Annotated in this window: 20 protein-coding genes; 9 read left to right on the top strand and 11 right to left on the bottom strand. The window is 64.1% G+C overall.

Annotated elements, in window-relative coordinates; all coding sequences use genetic code 11:
* From H5T60_01990 to H5T60_02000, 3 genes are all read right to left on the bottom strand, one after another.
* Nucleotides 1–149: hypothetical protein (locus tag H5T60_01990; protein ID MBC7241200.1), on the bottom strand; the 149-nt coding region annotated here is incomplete at its 3' end.
* Between the two features lie 30 nt (nucleotides 150–179).
* Complete coding sequence (locus H5T60_01995; GenBank protein MBC7241201.1) at nucleotides 180–875, bottom strand: response regulator transcription factor; 696 nt, start codon at nucleotides 873–875, stop codon at nucleotides 180–182.
* Entirely contained in the window at nucleotides 872–1,774 is a 903-nt protein-coding gene (locus H5T60_02000) for a hypothetical protein (protein ID MBC7241202.1), read from the bottom strand. Before H5T60_02000 ends, H5T60_01995 begins: the two co-directional genes overlap by 4 nt.
* 148 nt (nucleotides 1,775–1,922) lie before the next feature.
* Here H5T60_02000 and H5T60_02005 point away from each other — a divergent pair, with 148 nt between their 5' ends.
* Genes H5T60_02005 through H5T60_02025 form a run of 5 tightly spaced genes read left to right on the top strand, consistent with a single transcriptional unit; the run spans nucleotide 1,923 to nucleotide 6,778 of the window.
* Nucleotides 1,923–2,447, top strand: a complete 525-nt coding sequence (locus tag H5T60_02005; GenBank protein MBC7241203.1) for a TlpA family protein disulfide reductase — start codon at nucleotides 1,923–1,925, stop codon at nucleotides 2,445–2,447.
* A gap of 38 nt (nucleotides 2,448–2,485) precedes the next feature.
* Nucleotides 2,486–3,835 carry a hypothetical protein gene (locus H5T60_02010; GenBank protein MBC7241204.1) on the top strand — a complete coding sequence of 450 codons (1,350 nt, stop codon included), beginning with the start codon at nucleotides 2,486–2,488 and terminating at the stop codon, nucleotides 3,833–3,835.
* A 17-nt stretch (nucleotides 3,836–3,852) separates the two neighbouring features.
* Complete coding sequence (locus H5T60_02015; protein ID MBC7241205.1) at nucleotides 3,853–4,662, top strand: GNAT family N-acetyltransferase; 810 nt, start codon at nucleotides 3,853–3,855, stop codon at nucleotides 4,660–4,662.
* A 22-nt stretch (nucleotides 4,663–4,684) separates the two neighbouring features.
* Nucleotides 4,685–5,533, top strand: a complete 849-nt coding sequence (locus H5T60_02020; GenBank protein MBC7241206.1) for a HesA/MoeB/ThiF family protein — start codon at nucleotides 4,685–4,687, stop codon at nucleotides 5,531–5,533.
* A gap of 30 nt (nucleotides 5,534–5,563) precedes the next feature.
* Entirely contained in the window at nucleotides 5,564–6,778 is a 1,215-nt protein-coding gene (locus tag H5T60_02025; protein ID MBC7241207.1) for a CinA family nicotinamide mononucleotide deamidase-related protein, read from the top strand.
* A 5-nt stretch (nucleotides 6,779–6,783) separates the two neighbouring features.
* Here the strand turns inward: H5T60_02025 and H5T60_02030 are convergent, their stop codons facing one another.
* Nucleotides 6,784–7,614: a TlyA family RNA methyltransferase gene (locus tag H5T60_02030; GenBank protein MBC7241208.1), complete on the bottom strand. Its 831-nt coding sequence runs from the start codon at nucleotides 7,612–7,614 to the stop codon at nucleotides 6,784–6,786.
* Nucleotides 7,615–7,787: 173 nt separating this feature from the next.
* Here H5T60_02030 and H5T60_02035 point away from each other — a divergent pair, with 173 nt between their 5' ends.
* The 3 genes from H5T60_02035 to H5T60_02045 are packed head-to-tail and all read left to right on the top strand — an operon-like array spanning nucleotide 7,788 to nucleotide 10,805.
* Nucleotides 7,788–8,456: a transcriptional regulator gene (locus H5T60_02035; GenBank protein ID MBC7241209.1), complete on the top strand. Its 669-nt coding sequence runs from the start codon at nucleotides 7,788–7,790 to the stop codon at nucleotides 8,454–8,456.
* 59 nt (nucleotides 8,457–8,515) lie between these two features.
* Nucleotides 8,516–10,258 (top strand): GAF domain-containing sensor histidine kinase, encoded by a 1,743-nt coding sequence (locus H5T60_02040; GenBank protein MBC7241210.1) that lies wholly within the window; start codon nucleotides 8,516–8,518, stop codon nucleotides 10,256–10,258.
* Nucleotides 10,251–10,805, top strand: a complete 555-nt coding sequence (locus tag H5T60_02045; protein MBC7241211.1) for a tetratricopeptide repeat protein — start codon at nucleotides 10,251–10,253, stop codon at nucleotides 10,803–10,805. The genes H5T60_02040 and H5T60_02045 overlap by 8 nt, the downstream gene beginning before the upstream one ends.
* 64 nt (nucleotides 10,806–10,869) lie before the next feature.
* Here H5T60_02045 and fusA read toward each other — a convergent pair whose 3' ends face one another.
* Complete coding sequence (gene fusA, locus H5T60_02050) at nucleotides 10,870–12,942, bottom strand: elongation factor G (GenBank protein ID MBC7241212.1); 2,073 nt, start codon at nucleotides 12,940–12,942, stop codon at nucleotides 10,870–10,872.
* Nucleotides 12,943–13,170: 228 nt separating this feature from the next.
* Here fusA and H5T60_02055 point away from each other — a divergent pair, with 228 nt between their 5' ends.
* Entirely contained in the window at nucleotides 13,171–13,668 is a 498-nt protein-coding gene (locus tag H5T60_02055) for a GIY-YIG nuclease family protein (GenBank protein MBC7241213.1), read from the top strand.
* Here H5T60_02055 and H5T60_02060 read toward each other — a convergent pair.
* Genes H5T60_02060 through H5T60_02085 form a run of 6 tightly spaced genes read right to left on the bottom strand, consistent with a single transcriptional unit; the run spans nucleotide 13,628 to nucleotide 19,130 of the window.
* Nucleotides 13,628–15,592: a chemotaxis protein CheA gene (locus H5T60_02060; GenBank protein ID MBC7241214.1), complete on the bottom strand. Its 1,965-nt coding sequence runs from the start codon at nucleotides 15,590–15,592 to the stop codon at nucleotides 13,628–13,630. The two genes, H5T60_02055 and H5T60_02060, sit on opposite strands and share 41 nt — an antisense overlap.
* A gap of 5 nt (nucleotides 15,593–15,597) precedes the next feature.
* Nucleotides 15,598–16,752 (bottom strand): hypothetical protein, encoded by a 1,155-nt coding sequence (locus H5T60_02065; protein ID MBC7241215.1) that lies wholly within the window; start codon nucleotides 16,750–16,752, stop codon nucleotides 15,598–15,600.
* A 16-nt stretch (nucleotides 16,753–16,768) separates the two neighbouring features.
* Nucleotides 16,769–17,167, bottom strand: a complete 399-nt coding sequence (locus H5T60_02070) for a response regulator (protein ID MBC7241216.1) — start codon at nucleotides 17,165–17,167, stop codon at nucleotides 16,769–16,771.
* 15 nt (nucleotides 17,168–17,182) lie between these two features.
* On the bottom strand, nucleotides 17,183–17,689 hold the full coding sequence (locus tag H5T60_02075) for a chemotaxis protein CheW (protein ID MBC7241217.1): 507 nt from the start codon (nucleotides 17,687–17,689) through the stop codon (nucleotides 17,183–17,185).
* A gap of 11 nt (nucleotides 17,690–17,700) precedes the next feature.
* Nucleotides 17,701–18,555: a protein-glutamate O-methyltransferase CheR gene (locus tag H5T60_02080; GenBank protein MBC7241218.1), complete on the bottom strand. Its 855-nt coding sequence runs from the start codon at nucleotides 18,553–18,555 to the stop codon at nucleotides 17,701–17,703.
* 11 nt (nucleotides 18,556–18,566) lie between these two features.
* A complete protein-coding gene (locus tag H5T60_02085; protein MBC7241219.1) occupies nucleotides 18,567–19,130 on the bottom strand; it encodes a hypothetical protein in 564 nt (187 codons plus the stop codon).
* Nucleotides 19,131–19,145: the final 15 nt, after the last annotated feature.

Genomic DNA, 19,145 nt, shown 5'->3' on the forward strand with positions numbered 1-19,145 from the left:
TTCTGGGTCAGCTTCTCGACCTCGCCGGAGCTTTGGCGGATAAGGATTTCGACCTCTTTGGCCTCTTTCTGTGCTCGTTCGAGTTCGTTCTGGAGCTCCAGCAGGAGTGCCTGGAGGGGGGATTGGCCGGCGGGCGTGTCGCGATTCATCGAAACCTCCTTGATGCAGGTGCAGTGATGTCAGCGGGTGTCCTGGAGCCGGATCCAGCCGCGCTTCAGGGCATAGACGGCGGCCTGAGTGCGGTCGTTGACCGCCAGCTTGCGCAGGATGGACGTGATGTGGTTCTTCACCGTTTGCTGGCTGATGTTCAGGGTGTGGGCGATTTCCTTGTTACTGCGGCCCTGGGCGATGAAGCGCAGGATTTCCATCTCGCGGTCGGTGAGGGGCTGGAATATCTCAATGTCCTCGGGCAGGGTGCCGGCGATGGACATCTCCTCGAACTGGCGCATCAGCCAGTCGGCGATCTGCTCCTTTTCCAGCACCTTCTCGCCCAGCACGTAGTGGCCGGCGTGCACCTGGCGGATGGTCTCGATGAGCTGGGTGGGGGAGACCTCTTTCGGATGGTAGGCGGAGGCGCCGGCGCGCAGGGCATGCAGGAGCTGTTCGTCGTCGTGATAGGCGGTCAGGACGATGACATTGATCTCCGGGTGCTGGGCCTTGATGATGCGGGTTGTCTGCAGGCCGTTCATGCCTGGCAGGTTGATGTCCATGAGAATGACGTCCGGCGCAAGGGTTTCGGCCATGTCAATGGCGGTGGGGCCGTCGCCGGCCTCGCCGATAATGACCAGGTCTTCCTCCAGCTCGAGGGCCCGGCGCAGTCCGGTGCGGAAGATCTCATGGTCCTCCACAATGACCAGTTTGATAGGCTCGCTCATGGATTCTTCTCCTTGTCGGAAGAATGGGCCGGCGCTTCTGGCGCACGGGGCAGTGTAACGGCAATGATGGTTCCGCCTGCCGGCCGGCTCCAGAGGTTCAGCGCGCCGTCGATGGCAAGGGCCCAATCCTGCATGAAGCGAAATTCGGATGTATAGTTCGATAAGGCAGATTCATCGCAGTTCCAGGCTTCATCCTTGACATAAAAAACGAGGCGCTGATCTTCCAGCGTGCAGCCCACTTCCAGCGGGGCGGAGGACGAGTTTGCTAAGAAGATGTCCAGCGCCTCCTGCATGATGCGAAACAGAGCCAGCTCGACGGTGGCCGGTAGGCGCTGTGGGAGCTCCTGGAATCCGAGCACCTGGATCGGGCGGCCGGCCGCGGCAGAGAGCCGCTGGACATAGCGGGACAGCGCCGGCGCCAGTCCCATCTCGCTCAGCAGGGGAGGGGGCCGCAGGCCGGCCAGTATCTCCTGGAGGATGCGCCGCGCGCGCTCGAATTCTTCCTTCAGGTGCTGGAGCCCCTGCCGTACCGCGTGCGGGTCGCTGTCCAGCAGGCGGCCGGCGAAGTCCATTTCCACGATGGCGTTGGCGATCAACTGGCCAAAGGTCTCTTCGAGCTGTTTGGCCAGCCGGCGGCCGGCCTCCTCCTGCGCCAGCATGGCGTGCAGGGCGGTCAGGCGCGCCGACTCGTCCGCCGGCGCTGGCGCTTCTGCCGACCGCCCCTGCCGCATTGCTTCCAGCAGTTCGCGCAGGGCCAGCAGGGGTGGGGCCGGCCCCAGCGCCAGGATGGCATTCTCCAACTGCGCGGACATGCGCTCGATCAGTTCCGCTGTGGGCATCGGCGCCTGGTTCAGACCTGGCGTATCCCGTTCTCCCGTCTCTCGCGCCAGCGCGTCCACTGCCTCCTCCTGCAGATAAGTATAACACATTGGGTACAGGGAAGCAACAGGAGCATATTTTTTCCACGATTCATCGAAATGGTGTACAATAGGGGATTGTATCGGTGGAGCGGCGGAAGCAACATGGTTCATGACAAAGGAGCGGTACATGCAGGGTTCTTCATCCAGCCGCAATCTGATCATCCTGCTGGTGGTGGGTGCCGTCATCATTTTCGCGGTGGGGCTGGGGCTGGCCGGCGCGTTCGCCGGCCGCGCTCCCCAGATCGGTGAGCCGGCTCCGGCCTTTCGCGTGACGACCATAGACGGCCAGGTGATTGACTCGTCGGCGATGGCGGGGAAGGTGCTGGTGGTCAATTTCTTCGCCACATGGTGCCAGCCCTGCCGGCAGGAGGCCAGCGACCTGGAGGCACTGTGGGGTGAGTATCAGGACAAGGGGGTGCTCTTCGTGGCCATCGCCTATAAAGATGTGGATGCCAAGGTGCGCGAGTTCGTCCAGCAGGCCGGCATCTCGTTCCCGGTGGCGAATTCCAGCACAAACATCGGCCGGCAGTTCGGCGTGACGGGCGTGCCGGAGACCTATGTCATCGGCCCGGACGGCATCCTGCGCTATCGGCGCATCGGCGTGATCGATCCCCCTGCCCTGCGCCAGGTGCTGAACATGTTGATCCCATAGCGGCATTGTCCGCGCAATGATTCTGGAGGCCAATTTCCATGTCGAGTGCACGACGATTATCGGTAACCTGTCCCAACTGCAAGCGCCCCTTCATGGCGGATGTCTATCACATCGTGGATGTGGGGCGCAATCCGGAACTGAAATGGCAGCTTCTGGCCGGCAATCTGAACGTGGCGCAGTGCCCTCACTGCGGGATGGCCGGCATCCTGGGCATGCCCTTCGCCTACCATGACCCGGAGAAAGAGCTACTGCTTATCTTCATGCCGAACGAGGCCGGCCTCTCTTCCGACGATCAGCAGAAGCTCATCGGCTCCCTGACGCAGGAAGTGATGATGAGCCTGCCCCAGGAGAAGCGCAAGGGCTATCTGTTCCAGCCCAAGACCTTCCTGCTCCTGGATTCGCTGGTGAACGCCGTTCTGGCGGCGGAGGGCATCACGCCGGAAATGCTGGAGGAACAGCGGCGCCGGCAGGAGCTGATCAATTCCTTCCTCCGGATGAAAGATGACGAGGAGGGTTTTCAGATGCTCATCGAGCAGAACAAGGAGCGTCTGGACTATGAGTTTTTCCAGACGCTGACGGCCACGGCCGAGGCGATGGCCCAGGCGGGGGATGAGGCCGGCGCCAATCTGCTTCTGGGCCTGCGGGCGAAAATCCTGAAGGCTGTCGCGCCGGAGCGGCCGGCGGAGGAGATTGCCAGGCTAGAGGCCGAACAGCCGCTGACCCGCGAGGAACTGCTTGATGCCCTGCTCGAGATCGAGGATGAGAAGGAGCTGGAGACCATGATCGCGCTGGCGCGCCCGCTGATCGATTATTCGTTCTATCTCCTGATAGCGGAGCGCATCCAGGCCTTTGAAAAGGAAGGGCGGGTGGACGAGGCGCAGAAGCTGAGCCAACTGCGCGAGCGCGTGCTGGAGATCACCGAGCGTCTGGATGAGGAAGCGCGCCAGGCCCTGCGCCGCGCCAGCGACCTTCTGCGCCAGGCCTATCATGCGGAGCATCCCGAGCAGGTCATCCAGGAGCATATCAATGAGATTGACGACCTGTTCTTCTATGTGCTGAGCGTGAATATTGAGCAGGCGGTGCGGGAGGATGCGCAGGCCAACGCGCCGGCCATCGCCAAACTGCGCCAGATCGCCGAGCTGGCCGCCGACGCGGTGGAACGGCGGATGCCGCCGGCCCTGCGCTTTGTCAATCAGCTCCTGCGCGCCGGTTCCGATGAGGAGCGCCGGCAAATGCTGGAGAACCCGCCGGTCCGGCCGGCGGAACTTACAGAACTTGTGGAGGCGCTGATCCGCCAGTTCCAGACCAACGGGCAGGAAGGTGTGGTGCGCAAGCTAGAGATGGTGCGCGAACTGCTGGAGCATCGGGCGGAAGCTCCGCAAGCCTGAGGATTGGGTTGGCGATGATGCCTGGACTTGAGGTCCGCCGGCTGGGGCAATCGGACGTGCCGGCGATGACGGCCTTTTTGGAGCGGGATGCCCCGAATAACCTGTTTCTCCTCGCCAATCTGGCACAGTGGGGCATCTCATCCCCTTATTTACGCTATTTCGGGGCCTTTCGCCAGGGTGGGCTGGTCGGGGTGCTGATGTTCTTTCGCCACAGCGCCGGCATCTGCTGGGAGGATGCCGATGCCCTGCCGTTATTCGGGGCGATTTTCCAGCAGGCCAGTGTGACGGCGTTGAGCGGTTGCCGGCGGCAAATCGAGCCGTGGATGCCGTTCCTGCCGCCGGCCGTCCCCGAGCGCACCCTGCACGGCGTGTTCGCCGTTCTGTCCCCCGGGGATCTGCGGCCCTGGCCGGCGCGCGGGGAACGCCTGGCAACCCCGGACGATGTGGACATGCTGGTAGAGCTGTACGGGCGCAATTTGCTGTTCACCTATCAGGCGCGGGAGGAGCACCGCCGGCGCCTGCTGGAAACGCTGGAGGCCGGCGGAAAGATCGCCTTCGTGGAGCGGGACGGCCGGGCGGTTTCCGCCGCCCGCACGTCCGCCATCGGGCACGGCATGGCCATGATCGGCGGGGTGGTCACCCTGCCCAATTATCGCGGGCAGGGGTACGCCACCGCCTGCACGGGGTTGTTGAGCCAGGAGCTTATTGCTTCGGACCACACGCCGTACCTGGTGTATAATCCCAGGGACCCTGCCGCCCGCAGGGTGTATCAGCGCCTGGGGTTCCAGCCGTATGATGAATGGATCGTGATGTTCTGGGATGCGTGAGCACTTGCCGGCGGGAGGTACGATGACCTGGTCTGCTGAATCGCTCGATGCCGCACTGGAACAGCTCGCTCGCCTCCAGGGCGACCTCCGTTTGATTGATTTGGCTTCTGTACGGGAGATCTCCCAACAGTTTGGTGTCAGCGTGAGAGAGGTGGAGCTGGCGGCCCTGCGCCGGCGTATCATGCCGGCGCGCTATCAGCGCAACCTGGGCACCGTGGGCTGGGAAGGCCAGATTCGCCTGCTGGAGTCCACCGCGGCGGTGGTGGGCGCCGGCGGCCTGGGCGGCTGGATTATCGAGGGGCTTGCCCGCATGGGCGTGGGACATCTGATCGTCATTGACGGCGATGTCTTCGAGGAGAACAACCTGAACCGGCAGGCATTCTCTCGAGAGGACCTGCTGGGCCAGAGCAAGGCCGAAGCCGCCCGCCGGCGCGTCCACGAGGTCAACCGCGCGGTGGAAGTGACCGCCCATCACGCCTGGCTCACGGAGGAGAATGCGGCATCGCTCTTACAAGGGGCTGAGGTGGTGGTGGATGCGTTGGACAAACTGCCGGTTCGGATGATGCTCCAGGATGTGTGCGCCTGGCTCGGGGTGCCCATGGTGCACGGCGCCATCGGCGGGTATATCGGCCAGGTGACGACGATTTTCCCCGGCGACCCGGGCCTGCGGGCGCTGTATGGAAACGGCCCTGTGCCAGAGCGGGGCGCAGAGGTGGAATGGGGCAACCCCGCCGGCACCCCCATGATGGTGGCCGCTTGGGAAATTCAGGAGACCGTCAAGCTCCTCACCGGCCGCGGCACCCCCCTGCGCCGGCGCCTGCTGTTCATGGACGCGGAGTCCGGCACGGTGGAATGCTTCCAGTTGGGATAAACTGCAGCGCACCTGTCATCGAGGCCGAATATGTTCGCGGAGATCATCACCACGGGCAGTGAATTCCTGCTGGGCGAATCGGTGGATACCAATTCGGCCTATATCGCCCGCTGTCTGCGGGAGGCCGGCGTCGAGGTGCAGTACCTGATCACGGTGGGGGATGATCTGGAGCACCTGACCGCTGTCCTCCAGGATGCGCTGAAGCGTTCCCAACTTATCATCATCACCGGCGGCCTGGGACCGACGGTGGATGATGTGACGCGCGAGGCGGTGGCGCGTGCGGTCGGACAGGAGCTTGTTTTCCGCGAGGACCTGCTGGAGGATATCGCCGCCTTTTTCGCCCGCGCCGGCCGCACCATGTCGGAGAACAACCGCCGGCAGGCATACATCCCCGCCGGCGCCATCCCCATCCGCAACCCGGTGGGCACTGCGCCGGCCTTCATCGTCGAGACCCCCTCCTCGACCATTATCTGCCTGCCGGGAGTCCCTCGCGAGATGGAATACCTGATGCAGAACGCGGTCCTGCCGTATGTGCGCCGGCGGTGGGGCGCTCTGCAAAGCATGACGACCCGCACCCTGCACACCTGCAGTGTGGGGGAGAGCACCATTGACAGCCTGATCGGGGATCTCGAATCGCTTGGGAACCCTTCGGTGGGGCTGGCGGCGCATGCCGGGCGTACCGATATCCGCATCACGGCGCGAGCGGCGACGCTTGAAGAGGCCCAGCGTATGGTGGCAGAGGTGGAACAGGAACTGCGCCGGCGGCTGGGCGACATTATCTTCGGCGCGGATGGGGAGACGCTGGAGGGCATTATTGCCCGGGGGTTGGCCGCGAGCGGTCAGTCGCTGGCGGTGCTGGAGACCAATACCGCCGGCGCGGTGGCCGAGCGCATCCGCCGGGCGCTGGCTGAGCTGGGTCAGGAGAGGCTGTTGCGGGCCTCGCGCGTGGAACCGCCCATCCCGGCCGACGTGCCGGCGGAAAGGCTCCTCTCGCGCGCACGGGATTTTGCCGAGGAGGCCGGCGCGGACATTGCGGTGTGCGTGTTCGGAAGCGGGGAGCCAGGGCAGGGGATTCACGGCCGCGAGCCGGGACGCACCTTTATCGTCCTGCGCACCCCGGAACATCAGACAGTACTGCCGTTCCGCTACGGCGGCATGGATCCGCATACCCAGGGATGGATCACCACCCGCGCGCTGGACTGCCTGCGCAGAGCACTGTTGGGACTGCCGCTGAAAGAGCTGTAGCCCGTTCATTCCCCTTCGCTGGGGGGATTCTGCTCCACCTCTTCCAGCGCGGCGGAGATAAGGATGGGGATGGAGCTCTCGTCGGAAGGCACCCATTTCTCGCCCATCCACTGCCAGCCGACCAGGAATTCGATGTTGCCGGCCGGCCCGCGGATGGGCGATGGGATGAGGCCGAACGGCATCAGGCCCATTGCCAGCGCGCCGCGCAGGACCTTTTCCAGGACGGCGCAATGCACCGCCGGCTCCCGCACCACACCCCCCTTGCCGACCTGCTCCCGGCCGGCCTCGAACTGCGGCTTGATAAGCGCCACAATGATGCCCTCCGGCCGGAGCAGGCGCACCGCCGCCGGCAGGATCAGGAGCAGAGAGATGAACGAGACATCTATAGTGACGATGTCCACTTCTTCCGGCAGTCGTTCCAAATAGCGAGCGTTGACCCGCTCCATGACCACGACGCGTGGGTCCTGCCGCAGGGACCAGGCGAGCTGGCCGTAGCCCACATCAATGGCGTACACCTTCCGCGCCCCGCGCTGTAGGAGGCAGTCCGTGAAGCCGCCGGTGGAGGCGCCGATGTCGGCGGCGACCCAGCCGGCGACATCCATACCGAACCGCTCCAGCGCGGCCTCCAGTTTATATCCGCCTCGGCTGACATAGCGCATCTGGCCGGTCAGGCGGATGTCCGCGTCCACGGGAACGGCGGTGCCAGGCTTCTGGATGGGCTGGTCGTTGACCAGCACCTGGCCGGCCATAATGAGCCGGCGGGCCTTCTCGCGCGTTTCCGCCAGGCCGCGCTCCACCAGCAGGATATCTAACCGCTGTCGTTCTGTCCTGGGCATATGATCCTTGCGCTGGGTTGGTATTTGGCCGGCATTGTAGCACAGTCCTGGCGGTCAGCAAAAGCCGGAGGGCATGGGTTGTTGCGGGCGGCGGGGGAGTGTGTTATAATGGGACAGGTGAAGTTTCCATAACTCGGGCATCAGTCGGGCAGTGTCCGGCAGGAGGTACGGGCATGAAGGTGCAGGCGGAGGCGCGGGCAGTGCCCCGCACGGTGGCGGAGCTGTTGCGGCGGGCGAGGCTGGGCGCCGGCGTGGAGGTGGAGGAATGCGCCGGCCTGCTGGGCGTGTCCCCCGAAGAGTACCTGGCCTATGAGTCGGGCGAGAAGGAAGTCAGCCTGCCGCAGTTGGAGCTGTTGAGCCGGCATTTCGATGTCCCGGTCACCTATTTCTGGCATGAGCCGCAGGCGGAGCATCAGGAAGTGGCGTCGCTTCCCCCGCAGATGTTCCTGGCTGTCCGCCGGCGTATGATCGGCGTGCTCCTGCGGCAGGCGCGGCTGGCCGCCAGCCAGAGCCTGAGCGAGTGCGCGCGGGTGCTGGGGGTGGATTCCGAGACCATTGCCAGCTATGAGTACGGCAAGGAGGATATTCCCTTTTCCCACCTGCGCCGGCTGGCTGACTTCCTGCATGTGCCCCTGACCTATTTCACTGATGAGAGCCTGCTCTCACACTCGGAGAAGGAGCGGCAGATGCTGGAACTGCTGGAGCAGATGCCGGCAGATGTGCGGGAGTTTGTCCTGAAGCCGGCCAACGTGCTGTATCTCCGGCTGGCCATGCTGTTGAGCGAACTTTCCGTGGATACCCTGCGGCGGCTGGGCGAGGGCCTGCTGGATATCACGCTGTAGCCGGCCATGGGCTGGATCGGCAGGCCACTGGTCGGGTGGTGAGATAGGAGCATACCATCTTGACAGCGCCATTCCTGCTCCCTGAACAATCATCCCGTTTTCTGACCCTCCCCGGGCTGAGCGACCTCCTGCTTTCGCGGGATGTGAACCTGATTGCGCCGGGGCTGCTGGATCGCGTCATCTTGGAGTGTCAGGCCGGCGTGGGCGCGCTTCTCTTTGTGGGACAGCCGGGCAAAGCGCCGGTGCGCATCCGTCACGGGGATTGGTCCGAGCCGGCCCTGCGCCAGCTCAGCCGCTGGGAACAGGCGGTGCTTGGAGAACTGCAACAGCGGCGCATGTATGCGGTCACCGTGCCGGCGCCCTCGGAAGCGCGCCTCAGCGATGGGGCGATCATCCTGCTGGTAAATGTGCCCCTGCTGGCCGGCGCGGAAGTGGTGGGCACGCTGACCGTTGGATTTACCTCGGAATTCCCCGTTCCCCCCGATTACCGGGCCATGCTGCGGAACGCCGCGGCCAATGTGGGCATGCTCTTGCGCCTGGTACATGATCTGAGCGTCAGCCGGGACAAACTGACGCAGTTGGAACTGTTCTTCCAGATCGGCCAGCGTATGGTTTCCACCCTGGACCTGAACCGCTTGTTGGTGGACACGGTTGGCATTGCCGCCAGCATCGTCAACGCCAGCGCCGCGTCGCTGATGCTGGTGGATGAGGAGCGGCAGGAGCTAGTCTTTGAGATCGCGCTGGGGGAGAAGGGCGCGGTCTTACAACACACCCGCATTCCCCTGGGTGAAGGGATTGCCGGCTGGGTGGCCACCCACGGCAAGCCCCTCATCGTGAACGATGTGGCGCGCGATCCCCGCTTCTCCCGCCAAATTGATGCACGCACGGGATTTCTGACCCAATCGGTGCTCTGCGCACCCCTGCAGATCAAGGGCAAAACCATCGGGGTGTTGGAGGTGCTGAACAAGTATTCGGGCGAGGGATTTGATGAGGAGGATGAGGCCCTGCTGATGACCATCGCCGGCCAGGCCGCCATCGCCATCGAGAATGCCCGCCTGTATCAATCCCTGCGGGAGGAGCGCGATAAGATCATCACCGCGCAGGAAGATGTGCGCAAGGAACTGGCACGCAACCTGCATGACGGCATTGCCGCCCAACTGACCGCCATCACCTGGAACATAGACCACATCGAGCGGCTCATGGAGAAAAAGCCGGAGGATGTGCCGGCCGAGCTGGAATCGGTGCGGCAGTTGGCCCGCCAGGCCTCCCGGCAGGTGCGTCTCCTGCTGTTCGAACTGCGCCCGGTCATTCTCGAGACCCGGGGCCTGCTGGCGGCTCTCCAGTCCTATGTCGAGCAGTTGTCTGCGGACAAGACCTTGCAGGTGCATCTGGAGGCTCAGCCGTATTCCGGCCGGATCAAGCCTAAGGTGGAGGGCACGATTTTCTCCATCATTCAGGAGGCGGTCAATAATGCTCGCCGGCACGGCCAGCCGCAGAACATCTGGCTGAGGCTTTTTGTGGACGAGCACCACCTGCATGCGGAGGTGGAGGACGACGGGTTGGGCTTCAACCGCCAGGAGGTGGAGCGCAATTACGACACGCGCGGCAGTCTCGGCCTGCTGAACATGCGCGAGCGGGCGGCGCTTCTGGACGGCACCTTGATGATTTATTCGCTGAGCGAAGGGCGGGAGCGGGGGACGCTGGTAACGCTCGACGTGCCACTGCGGCCGGATATTTGGGAAACACCGCCGCCGGCGGCAGTTGGGCCGGCCGAAAGGGAGGAAATAGGACAGAATGAGTGAGGGGATTCTGCCTGCCGCTGACATCGAGGCGTGGAAGTCCGCCGGCGTGGATGCGTTCCGCCGTGGGGATTACCAGGCGGCGGAGGAAGCGTTCCAGCAGGCGCTGGCGCAGTGCGAGCGCACGGGGGATGAAGCAGGGCAGGCCGAGATGCGGGTGAACCTCGGCGTGCTGGCCATCCAGCGTGGGGATTACGCCAGTGCCGAGCGCCTGCTTCAGGAGGCGCTGGAGGCATTCCGCCGGCTGGGCCGGCGCTCCGAGGAAGCCCAGGTGCTGGGCAATCTGGGGACGCTGTACGAGCGCCGCGGCCAGGCTGGGCGCGCCTCGGAATATTACCGGCAGGCAGTGACGATATTCGAGGAATTGGGCGAGCGGGAGAACGCCCAGGCCACGCTGGCGGCGCTGACGCGCCTGCAGGTGACCCATCGGAAGTGGTTGGAATCGCTGTTCACCTATGAGCGCATGCTGGCCGCCGGCCAAAAGCTGACGTTCAAGCAGAGGCTGTTTCACTGGCTGTTCCGCCTCATGAGCCGGCTGATGAGGTTGTGAAACATTCCTGAAACCCAAAAAGAGGAGGCCATCATGGGCCTCCTCTTTTTGCTTCCGGCGAGAGTTATTCGTTCTCCGCCTTCTCTTTGGCGGCCTGCTCGATGATCTTCTGGGCGATATGGCTGGGCACGATGTCGTAGTGCGAGAATTCCATGGTGAACAGACCGCGTCCCTGGGTCAGGCCGCGCAGGTCAATGGCGTAGCGGAGCATCTCCGCCAGCGGCACCAGGGCAGTGACGGTGGCCCTGCCCTTCTCCTGGTGCATGCCCTGGACGCGGCCGCGCCGTGTGTTGAAATCGCTGATGACGTCGCCCATGTATTCCTCGGGCACGGTGACTTTTACCAGCATGATAGGTTCCAGGAGTACGGGGCCGGCCTCGGGAATGCCCTTCTTAAACGCCAGGTGTGCGGCGAGCTTGAAGGCCAATTCCGAGGAGTCCACCGGGTGATAGGAGCCGTCGTAGAGCACCGCCCGGAAGTCCACGGTGGGGTAGCCGGCCAGCACGCCGTGCTCCATAATCTCGCGCAGGCCTTTTTCCACGGCCGGGATATAGTTCTTGGGGACGGCGCCGCCGAAGATCTCATCGGCGAACTCGAAGCCGGCGCCGCGCTCCAACGGCTCGAAGCGGATGAAAACATCGCCGAACTGGCCGCGGCCGCCGGTCTGCTTCTTATGCCGGCCCTGGGCGGACGCGACCTTGGTGATGGTCTCGCGGTAGGGCACTTTGGGCACGTCGGTGACCAGCTCCAGGCCGAATTTGGCCTGCAGTTTGCGGACGGCGATATCAATGTGGGTATCCCCCATGCCGGACATAATGGTCTCGCCGGTGCCCGGCTCGCGCTCGACCTTCAGTGTCGGGTCTTCTTCCAGCAGTCGGGCCAGGGCGCTGGACATTTTGTCCAGGTCCGCCTTGGTCTTGGGGAAGATGGCCACGCTGTAGACCGGGTTGGGGAACTTGATGGGCTCCACCGTGATGGGATCGTCCTTGCTGCACAGCGTTTCGCCGGTCGTGGTCTTGGACAGCTTGGCGACGGCGCCAATGTCGCCCGGCCCCACTTCGTCCGTGGGTATCTGTTCCTTGCCCCGCATGAAGAAGATGGTGCCGATGCGTTCCTCGCTCCCATCCGAGGCGTTGACCACGCGCGAATCACTGCGCATGGTGCCGGAGAGCACGCGGAAGTAGCTCAGCTTGCCGACGTAGGGGTCGGCGGTGGTCTTGAAGACGCGCGCCACTAACGGGCCGTTGGGGTCGGCGCGCAGTTCAACTTCCTCGCCGGTGTTGACTCGCTTGCCGGCGATGACGCGCTCCGCCGGCGAGGGCAGATAATCCACGAAAGCGTCCATCAGGGCGCGGATGCCGATGTTTTTCAGGGCGGAGCCGCAGAACACCCCCACCAGCTCGTTCTCGGCGATGCGCTTGCGCAGGCCCTTCACGATTTCCTCGAGGGTGAGCTCCTCGCCCTCCAGGTATTTCATGATAAGCTCGTCATCGCTCTCGGCGGCGGCTTCGACGATGGCCTGGCGGTACTCGTTGGCCTGCTCCTGCAGTTCGGCCGGCACCTCCGCCTCTTTGCCTTCCTCTCCCAGGTAGGCCTTCATCTTGATGACGTCCACCACGCCCTGGAAGGTTTCCTGACTGCCGATGGGGAGCTGGAAGGGGATGATGCGGGTTTCAAAGAGATCGGAGAGCTGGGAGACGACGCGCCCGAAGTTGGCGTTCTCGCGGTCCATCTTGTTGACGAAGACGACCCGCGGCAGGTTCGATTCGTCGAGGTAGGACCAGACGAGTTCGGTGCCGACTTCGATGCCGGCCACCGCGTCCACCACCACAATGGCGGTATCGGCGGCAGCAATGGCTCCTTTCACCTCGCCGACGAAGTCGAGATAGCCGGGCGCATCCAGGACGTTGATCTTGGCCTGCTGGTACTCGCAGGGCAGAACGGAGGTGTTGATGGAAATTTTGCGCCGGATTTCCTCCGGGTCAAAGTCGGAGACGGTATTGCCATCATCCACCAGGCCGCGGCGCTTGAGCGCGCCCGTGTTGAACAAGATTGCCTCGGCCAGGGTGGTTTTGCCGGAACTGCTGTGTCCCACGAGCACCACGTTGCGGATCTTATCAGGGCTATACGTTGACATCCATCCCTCCCGATGATAGCATTGGGTTGTCTCAAGCTGGTGAGGCCGCCGGCAAGCGGCCATAAAAATGGCGGCAGGCGATATCGGTCGTACAGTCTGCCGCACAACACACCCCTTGGGGTGAGTATGCGAATGGGAAAATCCCATATTCTATATTGTAATCGAATATGCCCTGATTAGCAAAAACCGGGGGCTGAAGTTTCAGAAAAGTGTGTGGGGTGATGGCGCATGGCAGGATTACCGGAGGAGTGGTCTCGCCCGGGCATATATATCCTGTGGCTGTATCTCCCCGCCGGCAGGGTGATGAACATCGGGCAGTTGGGGATGTTTCCCCTGCCGGCCGGCTATTACGCGTATGTCGGGAGCGCCAGGGGCGCCGGCGGCGTGCGGGCGCGTGTGGAGCGGCATTTGCGGCTGGAGAAACGCACGCGCTGGCACATTGACTATCTCCTGCCGGCCGCAGTGGTGCAGGCGGTATGGGCGGGGTTCGATGCCCGGCAGGGGGAATGTGAATGGGCGGAGCGGCTGGTACGGCGAGGCGGTGCCCGCAGGATCGTGCCCGGCTTCGGCGCTTCGGACTGCCGCTGTGCCGGCCATCTGCTCTACTGGCGCAGGCTCCCGAATAGAAGCGCGCTGGAGGCGGTGCTCCAGCCGGTGGAGACCTGGCTCCCTGGCGGGACGGGCGTCAGCGCCGGCGCTGGATCAGGTTGGCCAGGTCGAGGATGAGCACCACGCGGCCGTCTCCTAAAATGGTCGCGCCGGCCAGGCCCGGCACAGACCGCAGAATACCCTTGAGCGGCTTGACCACGATCTCGTCCTTCCCCAGCACACGATCTACCAGCACGCCGACTTCCTGCCGGCCGCGCCCTGTCAGTATCACATAGGCGCGGCCGTTGGTACTGCCGTTCGCCGGGCCGGCCGGGGAAAAGGTTCCCAGCAGTTCGGGCAGGGACAGCAGTGGGATGGTGCGCTCCAGGTTCAGCACGCGCTTGTTCCCCAGGAAACCGATGCGCTCATGTCCTACCTCGACCAGGCGGTTGATATAGTTCAGGGGGATGGCATACTGGTCGGGGCCGGCCTGGACCAGCAGTGCCTCGGTCAGGGCGATGGTGATGGGCAGGCGCAGGCGGAATGTGGTGCCTTTGCCGGGGCGCGAGAGGATTTCCAGCTCGCCGCGCAGTTCATCCATGGCCTGCTTGACCACCGACATGCCGACCCCGCGGCCCGAGACTTGGGTCACGGAGGCGTTGGTCGAGAAGCGCGGGTCGCAGATGAGCAGGAACACCTGCTCGTCGGTCATCTCGTGCAGTTGCTCGGGGGTGATGATGCCGCGGGCGACCGCGGTCTGCTCAATGATTTCCCGGTTCAGCCCTCGCCCGTCGTCGGAGACCTCGATCACCGCCATATCCTGCTCGGGACGCGCCGACAAGCGGATCAGCCCTTCGGCCGGCTTGCCGGCCGCCAGCCTCTCCGCCGGCGGCTCCAGCCCATGGTCCACCGCGTTGCGCAGGAGATGCAGTAATGGGTCGCTCAGGCGCTCTACCACCGCCCGGTCCAGCTCCATGTCCCGCCCTTCGATAATGAAGCGCGCTTCTTTCCCCTGCTGTTTGAGGAGGTCCCGCACCATGCGCGGGAAGCGGTCGAAAATCTGGCCGATAGGCACCAGGCGCGAGGCCAGCACCGCATCGCGCAGTTCGTTCAGCAGGCGGGTTTGATCCTCGAGCGCTTCCATCAGGGCAGGGGTGGGGTTTTGCTCGGCGGCCTGCCACAGACGACTGCGGCTGATGACCAGCTCACCCACCAGGTTCAGCAGGTGGTCCAGGTGCTGGAGCCGGATGCGCACCATGCCGGCGCCGGCCGCCTCAGCCGGCGGGGCCCCGGGCGCCGAGGGGACCGGGGCTTCGGCGGCTGTCGAGCGTGCGGGTTCGCCGGCGGGTTCCGCTGTCTCTACGGTGGAATGGGCTTCCACGTGCACGACATCCGGGGCGGCGCGGAGCACCTCAACGATTTGTTCGGCCGGCAGTTCTGTCAGTAGGAAGACAACCAGTTCCGTGCCCCAATCTATGCGAGTGAGGTCATCGGCATGCGGCATGGAATCCACGACCCGGCCGAGTTCCTCCAACTGGCGGAGCAGGGAGTATGCCCGAGCGCCCTTCAGGGAGGAGTTGGCGTCTAGGAAGATTTTCAGGCGGATGAGCCCGGCAGGGCCTGCCGGGGCGCCAGGCAGGCCGGCGGTCGGTGCGGCGGGGGCCGCCGGGCCGGCTTCCTGGGGCTGGCCGCGGGTGAGGAAGGAGCGCAAACGTTCCACCCAGCCTTCCGCATCAATGGAGGGGGGCTGGTCGCCGGCGATATCGTTCAGCAGGGTCTGCAGAGCGTCGGCCGCCCCAAAGGCCAGGTCGAACCAGGCTGGGGAAGGCAACAGCCGGCGCTGTCGGACAGCATCCAGCAGATCCTCCAGTGCATGGGCCAGGCCGGCCATCTGCTCATAGCCCATGGTGCTGGCCATGCCCTTGAGGGTATGGGCGGCCCGGAACACGCTGTTCATGGCCTCCTCATCGTCAGGCCGCTGTTCCAGCGCCAGCAGGTGCTGGTTCATGGCCTGCAGGTGCTCCTGGGACTCGCTGAGAAACAGGTCTTTATATTCGCTCATGTCTATCATGGCAGACGCTCTCGCAGACGCATGGTCTGGACGGCTTTCACGATTTCCTCCGGTATGGAGGGCAGGGGGACGATAAGGTCTACACAGCCGGTGGCGACAGCGGCTTTGGGCATGCCGTAGATGACGCTGGTCTCCTCATCCTGGGCGATGACCCAGCCGCCGCGTGCTTTGACGGCCTGTACCCCCTCGGCGCCATCGGTGCCCATGCCGGTCATCACGACCGCCACTATCCGCTCCACCTCTTGCTCTACCAGCGAATGGAAGAGCACGTTGGCCGCCGGCCGCAGGCCGTTGACGGGCGGCGACTCGTCGAGGTGCAGGAAGAGGGGGCCGCCCGGGAAGGAGCGCCTGACGGTCAGGTGAAAGCCGCCGGCCGCCACGTAGGCTCTGCCGGCCTGTACCGGGTCGCCCTCCGCAGCTTCCTTTACGGGGAACTGCCCCTTGCGGTTGAGCCGGTCCGCGAAAGAGGCGGTGAAGCCCGGCGGCATGTGCTGGACGATAAGGACGCACGCCGGCAGGTCGGCCGGCAGAGCCGCGATGACCCGGTCCAGGCTCTGCGGCCCGCCCGTGGAGGCGGCAACAGCCACCACGATGGGGTCAGTAGGGTGCAAGAGATGAGCGGTGGGCGGACGGGGGCGCACTAACGTCTGAGTGGTGGGTCTGGCCCGGGCGGTCAGGGACTGGGTGGCCGGCCGTGCTGGAACGCCCGGAGCGGTCTCCGGGCCGGCGGTGCCAGGGCGAGAATCGGCGGCGGCGCGGATTTTCGCGGTCAGCTCCTTGCGCAGAGCGTTCAGGTCGGCGCTCAGGAAATTGGCCGGCTTCAGGAAAATATCGACGACCCCCTGCCGGCGCAGGGCGTTCGCCTGGTGAGGCTCGACAGCGGTCATCATGGCGATGATAGGGATGTGGAGATACTGCACACTGCGCAGTGGCGCAAGCGACGACACGTCAGAGGGATCAATGCCCCAGATAAGCACCTCCGGACGGTGCTGGTGAATGGCCGGCAGGGCATTTTCCGGGTCGGTCAATGCCAGGACGCGCACCTCTTCGCTCTGTGAGAGCAGGCCGGCGAGCACACGCCGCCATGCGGAGGAGCGGTCTATGATAAGCAGCCGGATCGGTTGGCGGACAAGGCGCGCAGATGTGCCCATCTTCCTGGTCTCGCGTTCATGTATCGCTGTGTTCCCCGCCCTTCTGGGATAACCGCATCACATGGCGGAGGGTGGCCAGCACTTTATCGGGTAAAAAAGGCTTGACGATGAAATCGAGCGCGCCGGCGGAAAGTGCTTCAATGATGACCTTTTCCTGACCGAGCGCACTGCACATGACGATCCTGGCATCAGGGTGTTCCTGTTTGATCTGGCGCACGGCCTCGATGCCGTCCATCTCCGGCATCATGATGTCCATCAATACCACGTCCGGCTGGAGCCGGCGATATTCCTGGACGGCTTCCTTGCCGTTGGAGGCCTCGCCCACGACTTCAAACTCGCTGGGACGAAGTATCTGGGCGATGGCCCGGCGGACGAACACCGCGTCATCCACCACCAGGGTGCGAAATCGGCTCATGGCGCGCTCCCTCTGTCATGACTCATCTTGTGGGGCGGGTGTGGTATGCAGTGTTTCCAGCTCCTCCAGTTCCGCGAGGGTCAGCACCCGTGCCAGGTCCAGCAGGATGAGCGTTGTGCCTTCCTGGTGGATGATGCCGGCGAGGAACACCCCATTGATATCGGCGATCATGGGAGGGGGTGGTTCGATCTCCGCGAGCGCAAAGCGTTCGATGCCGATGACATCATCCACGATCATGCCGACCTTCTGGCCGGCGGCCTCCACGATGATGATGCGCGCCCGTTCGTGATTCGATACCCCAGGGCCGACCTTCAGGCGCTTCTGCAGGTCCAGCACTGGGATGATATCGCCGTGCACATTGGTCACGCCTTCAAGGAAGGGGGGCGCGTTGGGCACGCGGGTGGCCGGCCGGTATCTTTCGATGCGCAGGACCTGTTCAATGGGGACGCCGAAACTGGTGTCCGCCAGCTTAAAGGTGATGAATTGGGCCAGTTCTTCGGACCAGTGTTCTGCGGTGGACATGGGCATTACTCCTACGACGATGCCGGCGGGCGGGATGGCACTGCGCCTCCCACCTTGCGGTAGATGTGTTCACGCAGGTTGACGGCCTTGAAGCAGGCCGCCTGCGGCCCCAGCATGATCTCCGTCTTGCCGGTGACCAGCACTCCGCCGTCCCTCAGGGCGCGGTGGAACATGGTAAAGATGTAGTCATGCTGTTCGCGGGTGAAATAAATCAGCACATTGCGGCACAAGATCACATCCATGTTGGACGGGTAGGAATCGCCGAGCAGATCATGGCGCTGGAAGGTGACCAGCGATTTGACCTCGGGCACGAGATGATAGCGGCTGTTGTGTGTGGCGAAATAGGGCGATAGTTCCTGCGCGGGGACTTCCCGGAAGCTGAAGGCATCGTACACGCCGGCGCGCGCCTTCGCCAGCGCCTTCTCGTCCAGGTCTGTGGCAAGGAGGGTGATGTCCCAGTGCGGCAGGCCGGTTCCCAGCAGTTGATGCAGGAGGATGGCGAGGGAGTATGGTTCCTCGCCGGTGGCACAGCCGGCGCTCCACAGCCGGAGCTGACGCCGGCCGGGATGGTCGCGCTCCCGGATCAGCGGAGCAAGGACCTCTTTCCGCAGAGCCTCGAAGACGCTCTGGTCCCGGAAGAAGTAGGTCAGATTGATGGTGAGGTTGTCCAGGAGGGCATCGAGCTCCTCGGGATGTTTTTTCAGGATGTACAGGTAGGATCGGTAGTCGGAGACGTGATGGACGCGCATGCGGGAGGCGAGCCGGCGCTCCAGGAAGTTGGTCTTGTATTTGCGGCAGTCAATGCCGCGTTCCTGGGCAATGTAGCGGAGGAGCAGCTCCAGTTCGGGGGAAGTGCGCTCTTCCATGGCTCGCCTGCCTAATGCCCGAAAGCGGCCTGCACGCGCGACAGCACCTCGCTGGCCGGCACGTTGGCGTACTGCATGTACTCTACGCTCAGCTGATAGGCATATTTCTGCAGTTCGAAGGCGATGCGGCCGGATGGGTTGGCCTGGAGCAGTGGGATGCCGCTGTTGATCGCATCCACGAACGGCGTGGGGTCGTAGGGAATGACCAGGTCAATCGGCAGGCGCAGAGCGTCCTCGATGTTGCGCTGGGGCAGGCCGCGCTTGGGGAAGGTCCAGTTCAGGACGATGGACAGACGCTCCTTGCGATAGCCCAGCGAATCGAAGATGTCCAGCGCGGTGCGGGCGGCTTTGAGGCCGGCCAGCTCCGGGGTGACGAGCAGGATGATGATATCGGACAGGTCGAACGCGACCAGGTTCGTCTCGGCGAAGCAGGAGGGCATGTCAATCACCACAAACTCGAAGCGCGAGCGCAGGATGGGCAGGACAGTGCCTACCAGCTTGGGGGTGATCGTGCCGGCGGATATCGGGCTGGGCGGTGCGGCCAGCAGATGTATCCCGCTGGCGTGTTTGGTCAAGAAGCCCAGCACCAC

It is taken from the genome of Anaerolineae bacterium, assembly GCA_014360855.1.
Classification (GTDB): domain Bacteria; phylum Chloroflexota; class Anaerolineae; order JACIWP01; family JACIWP01; genus JACIWP01.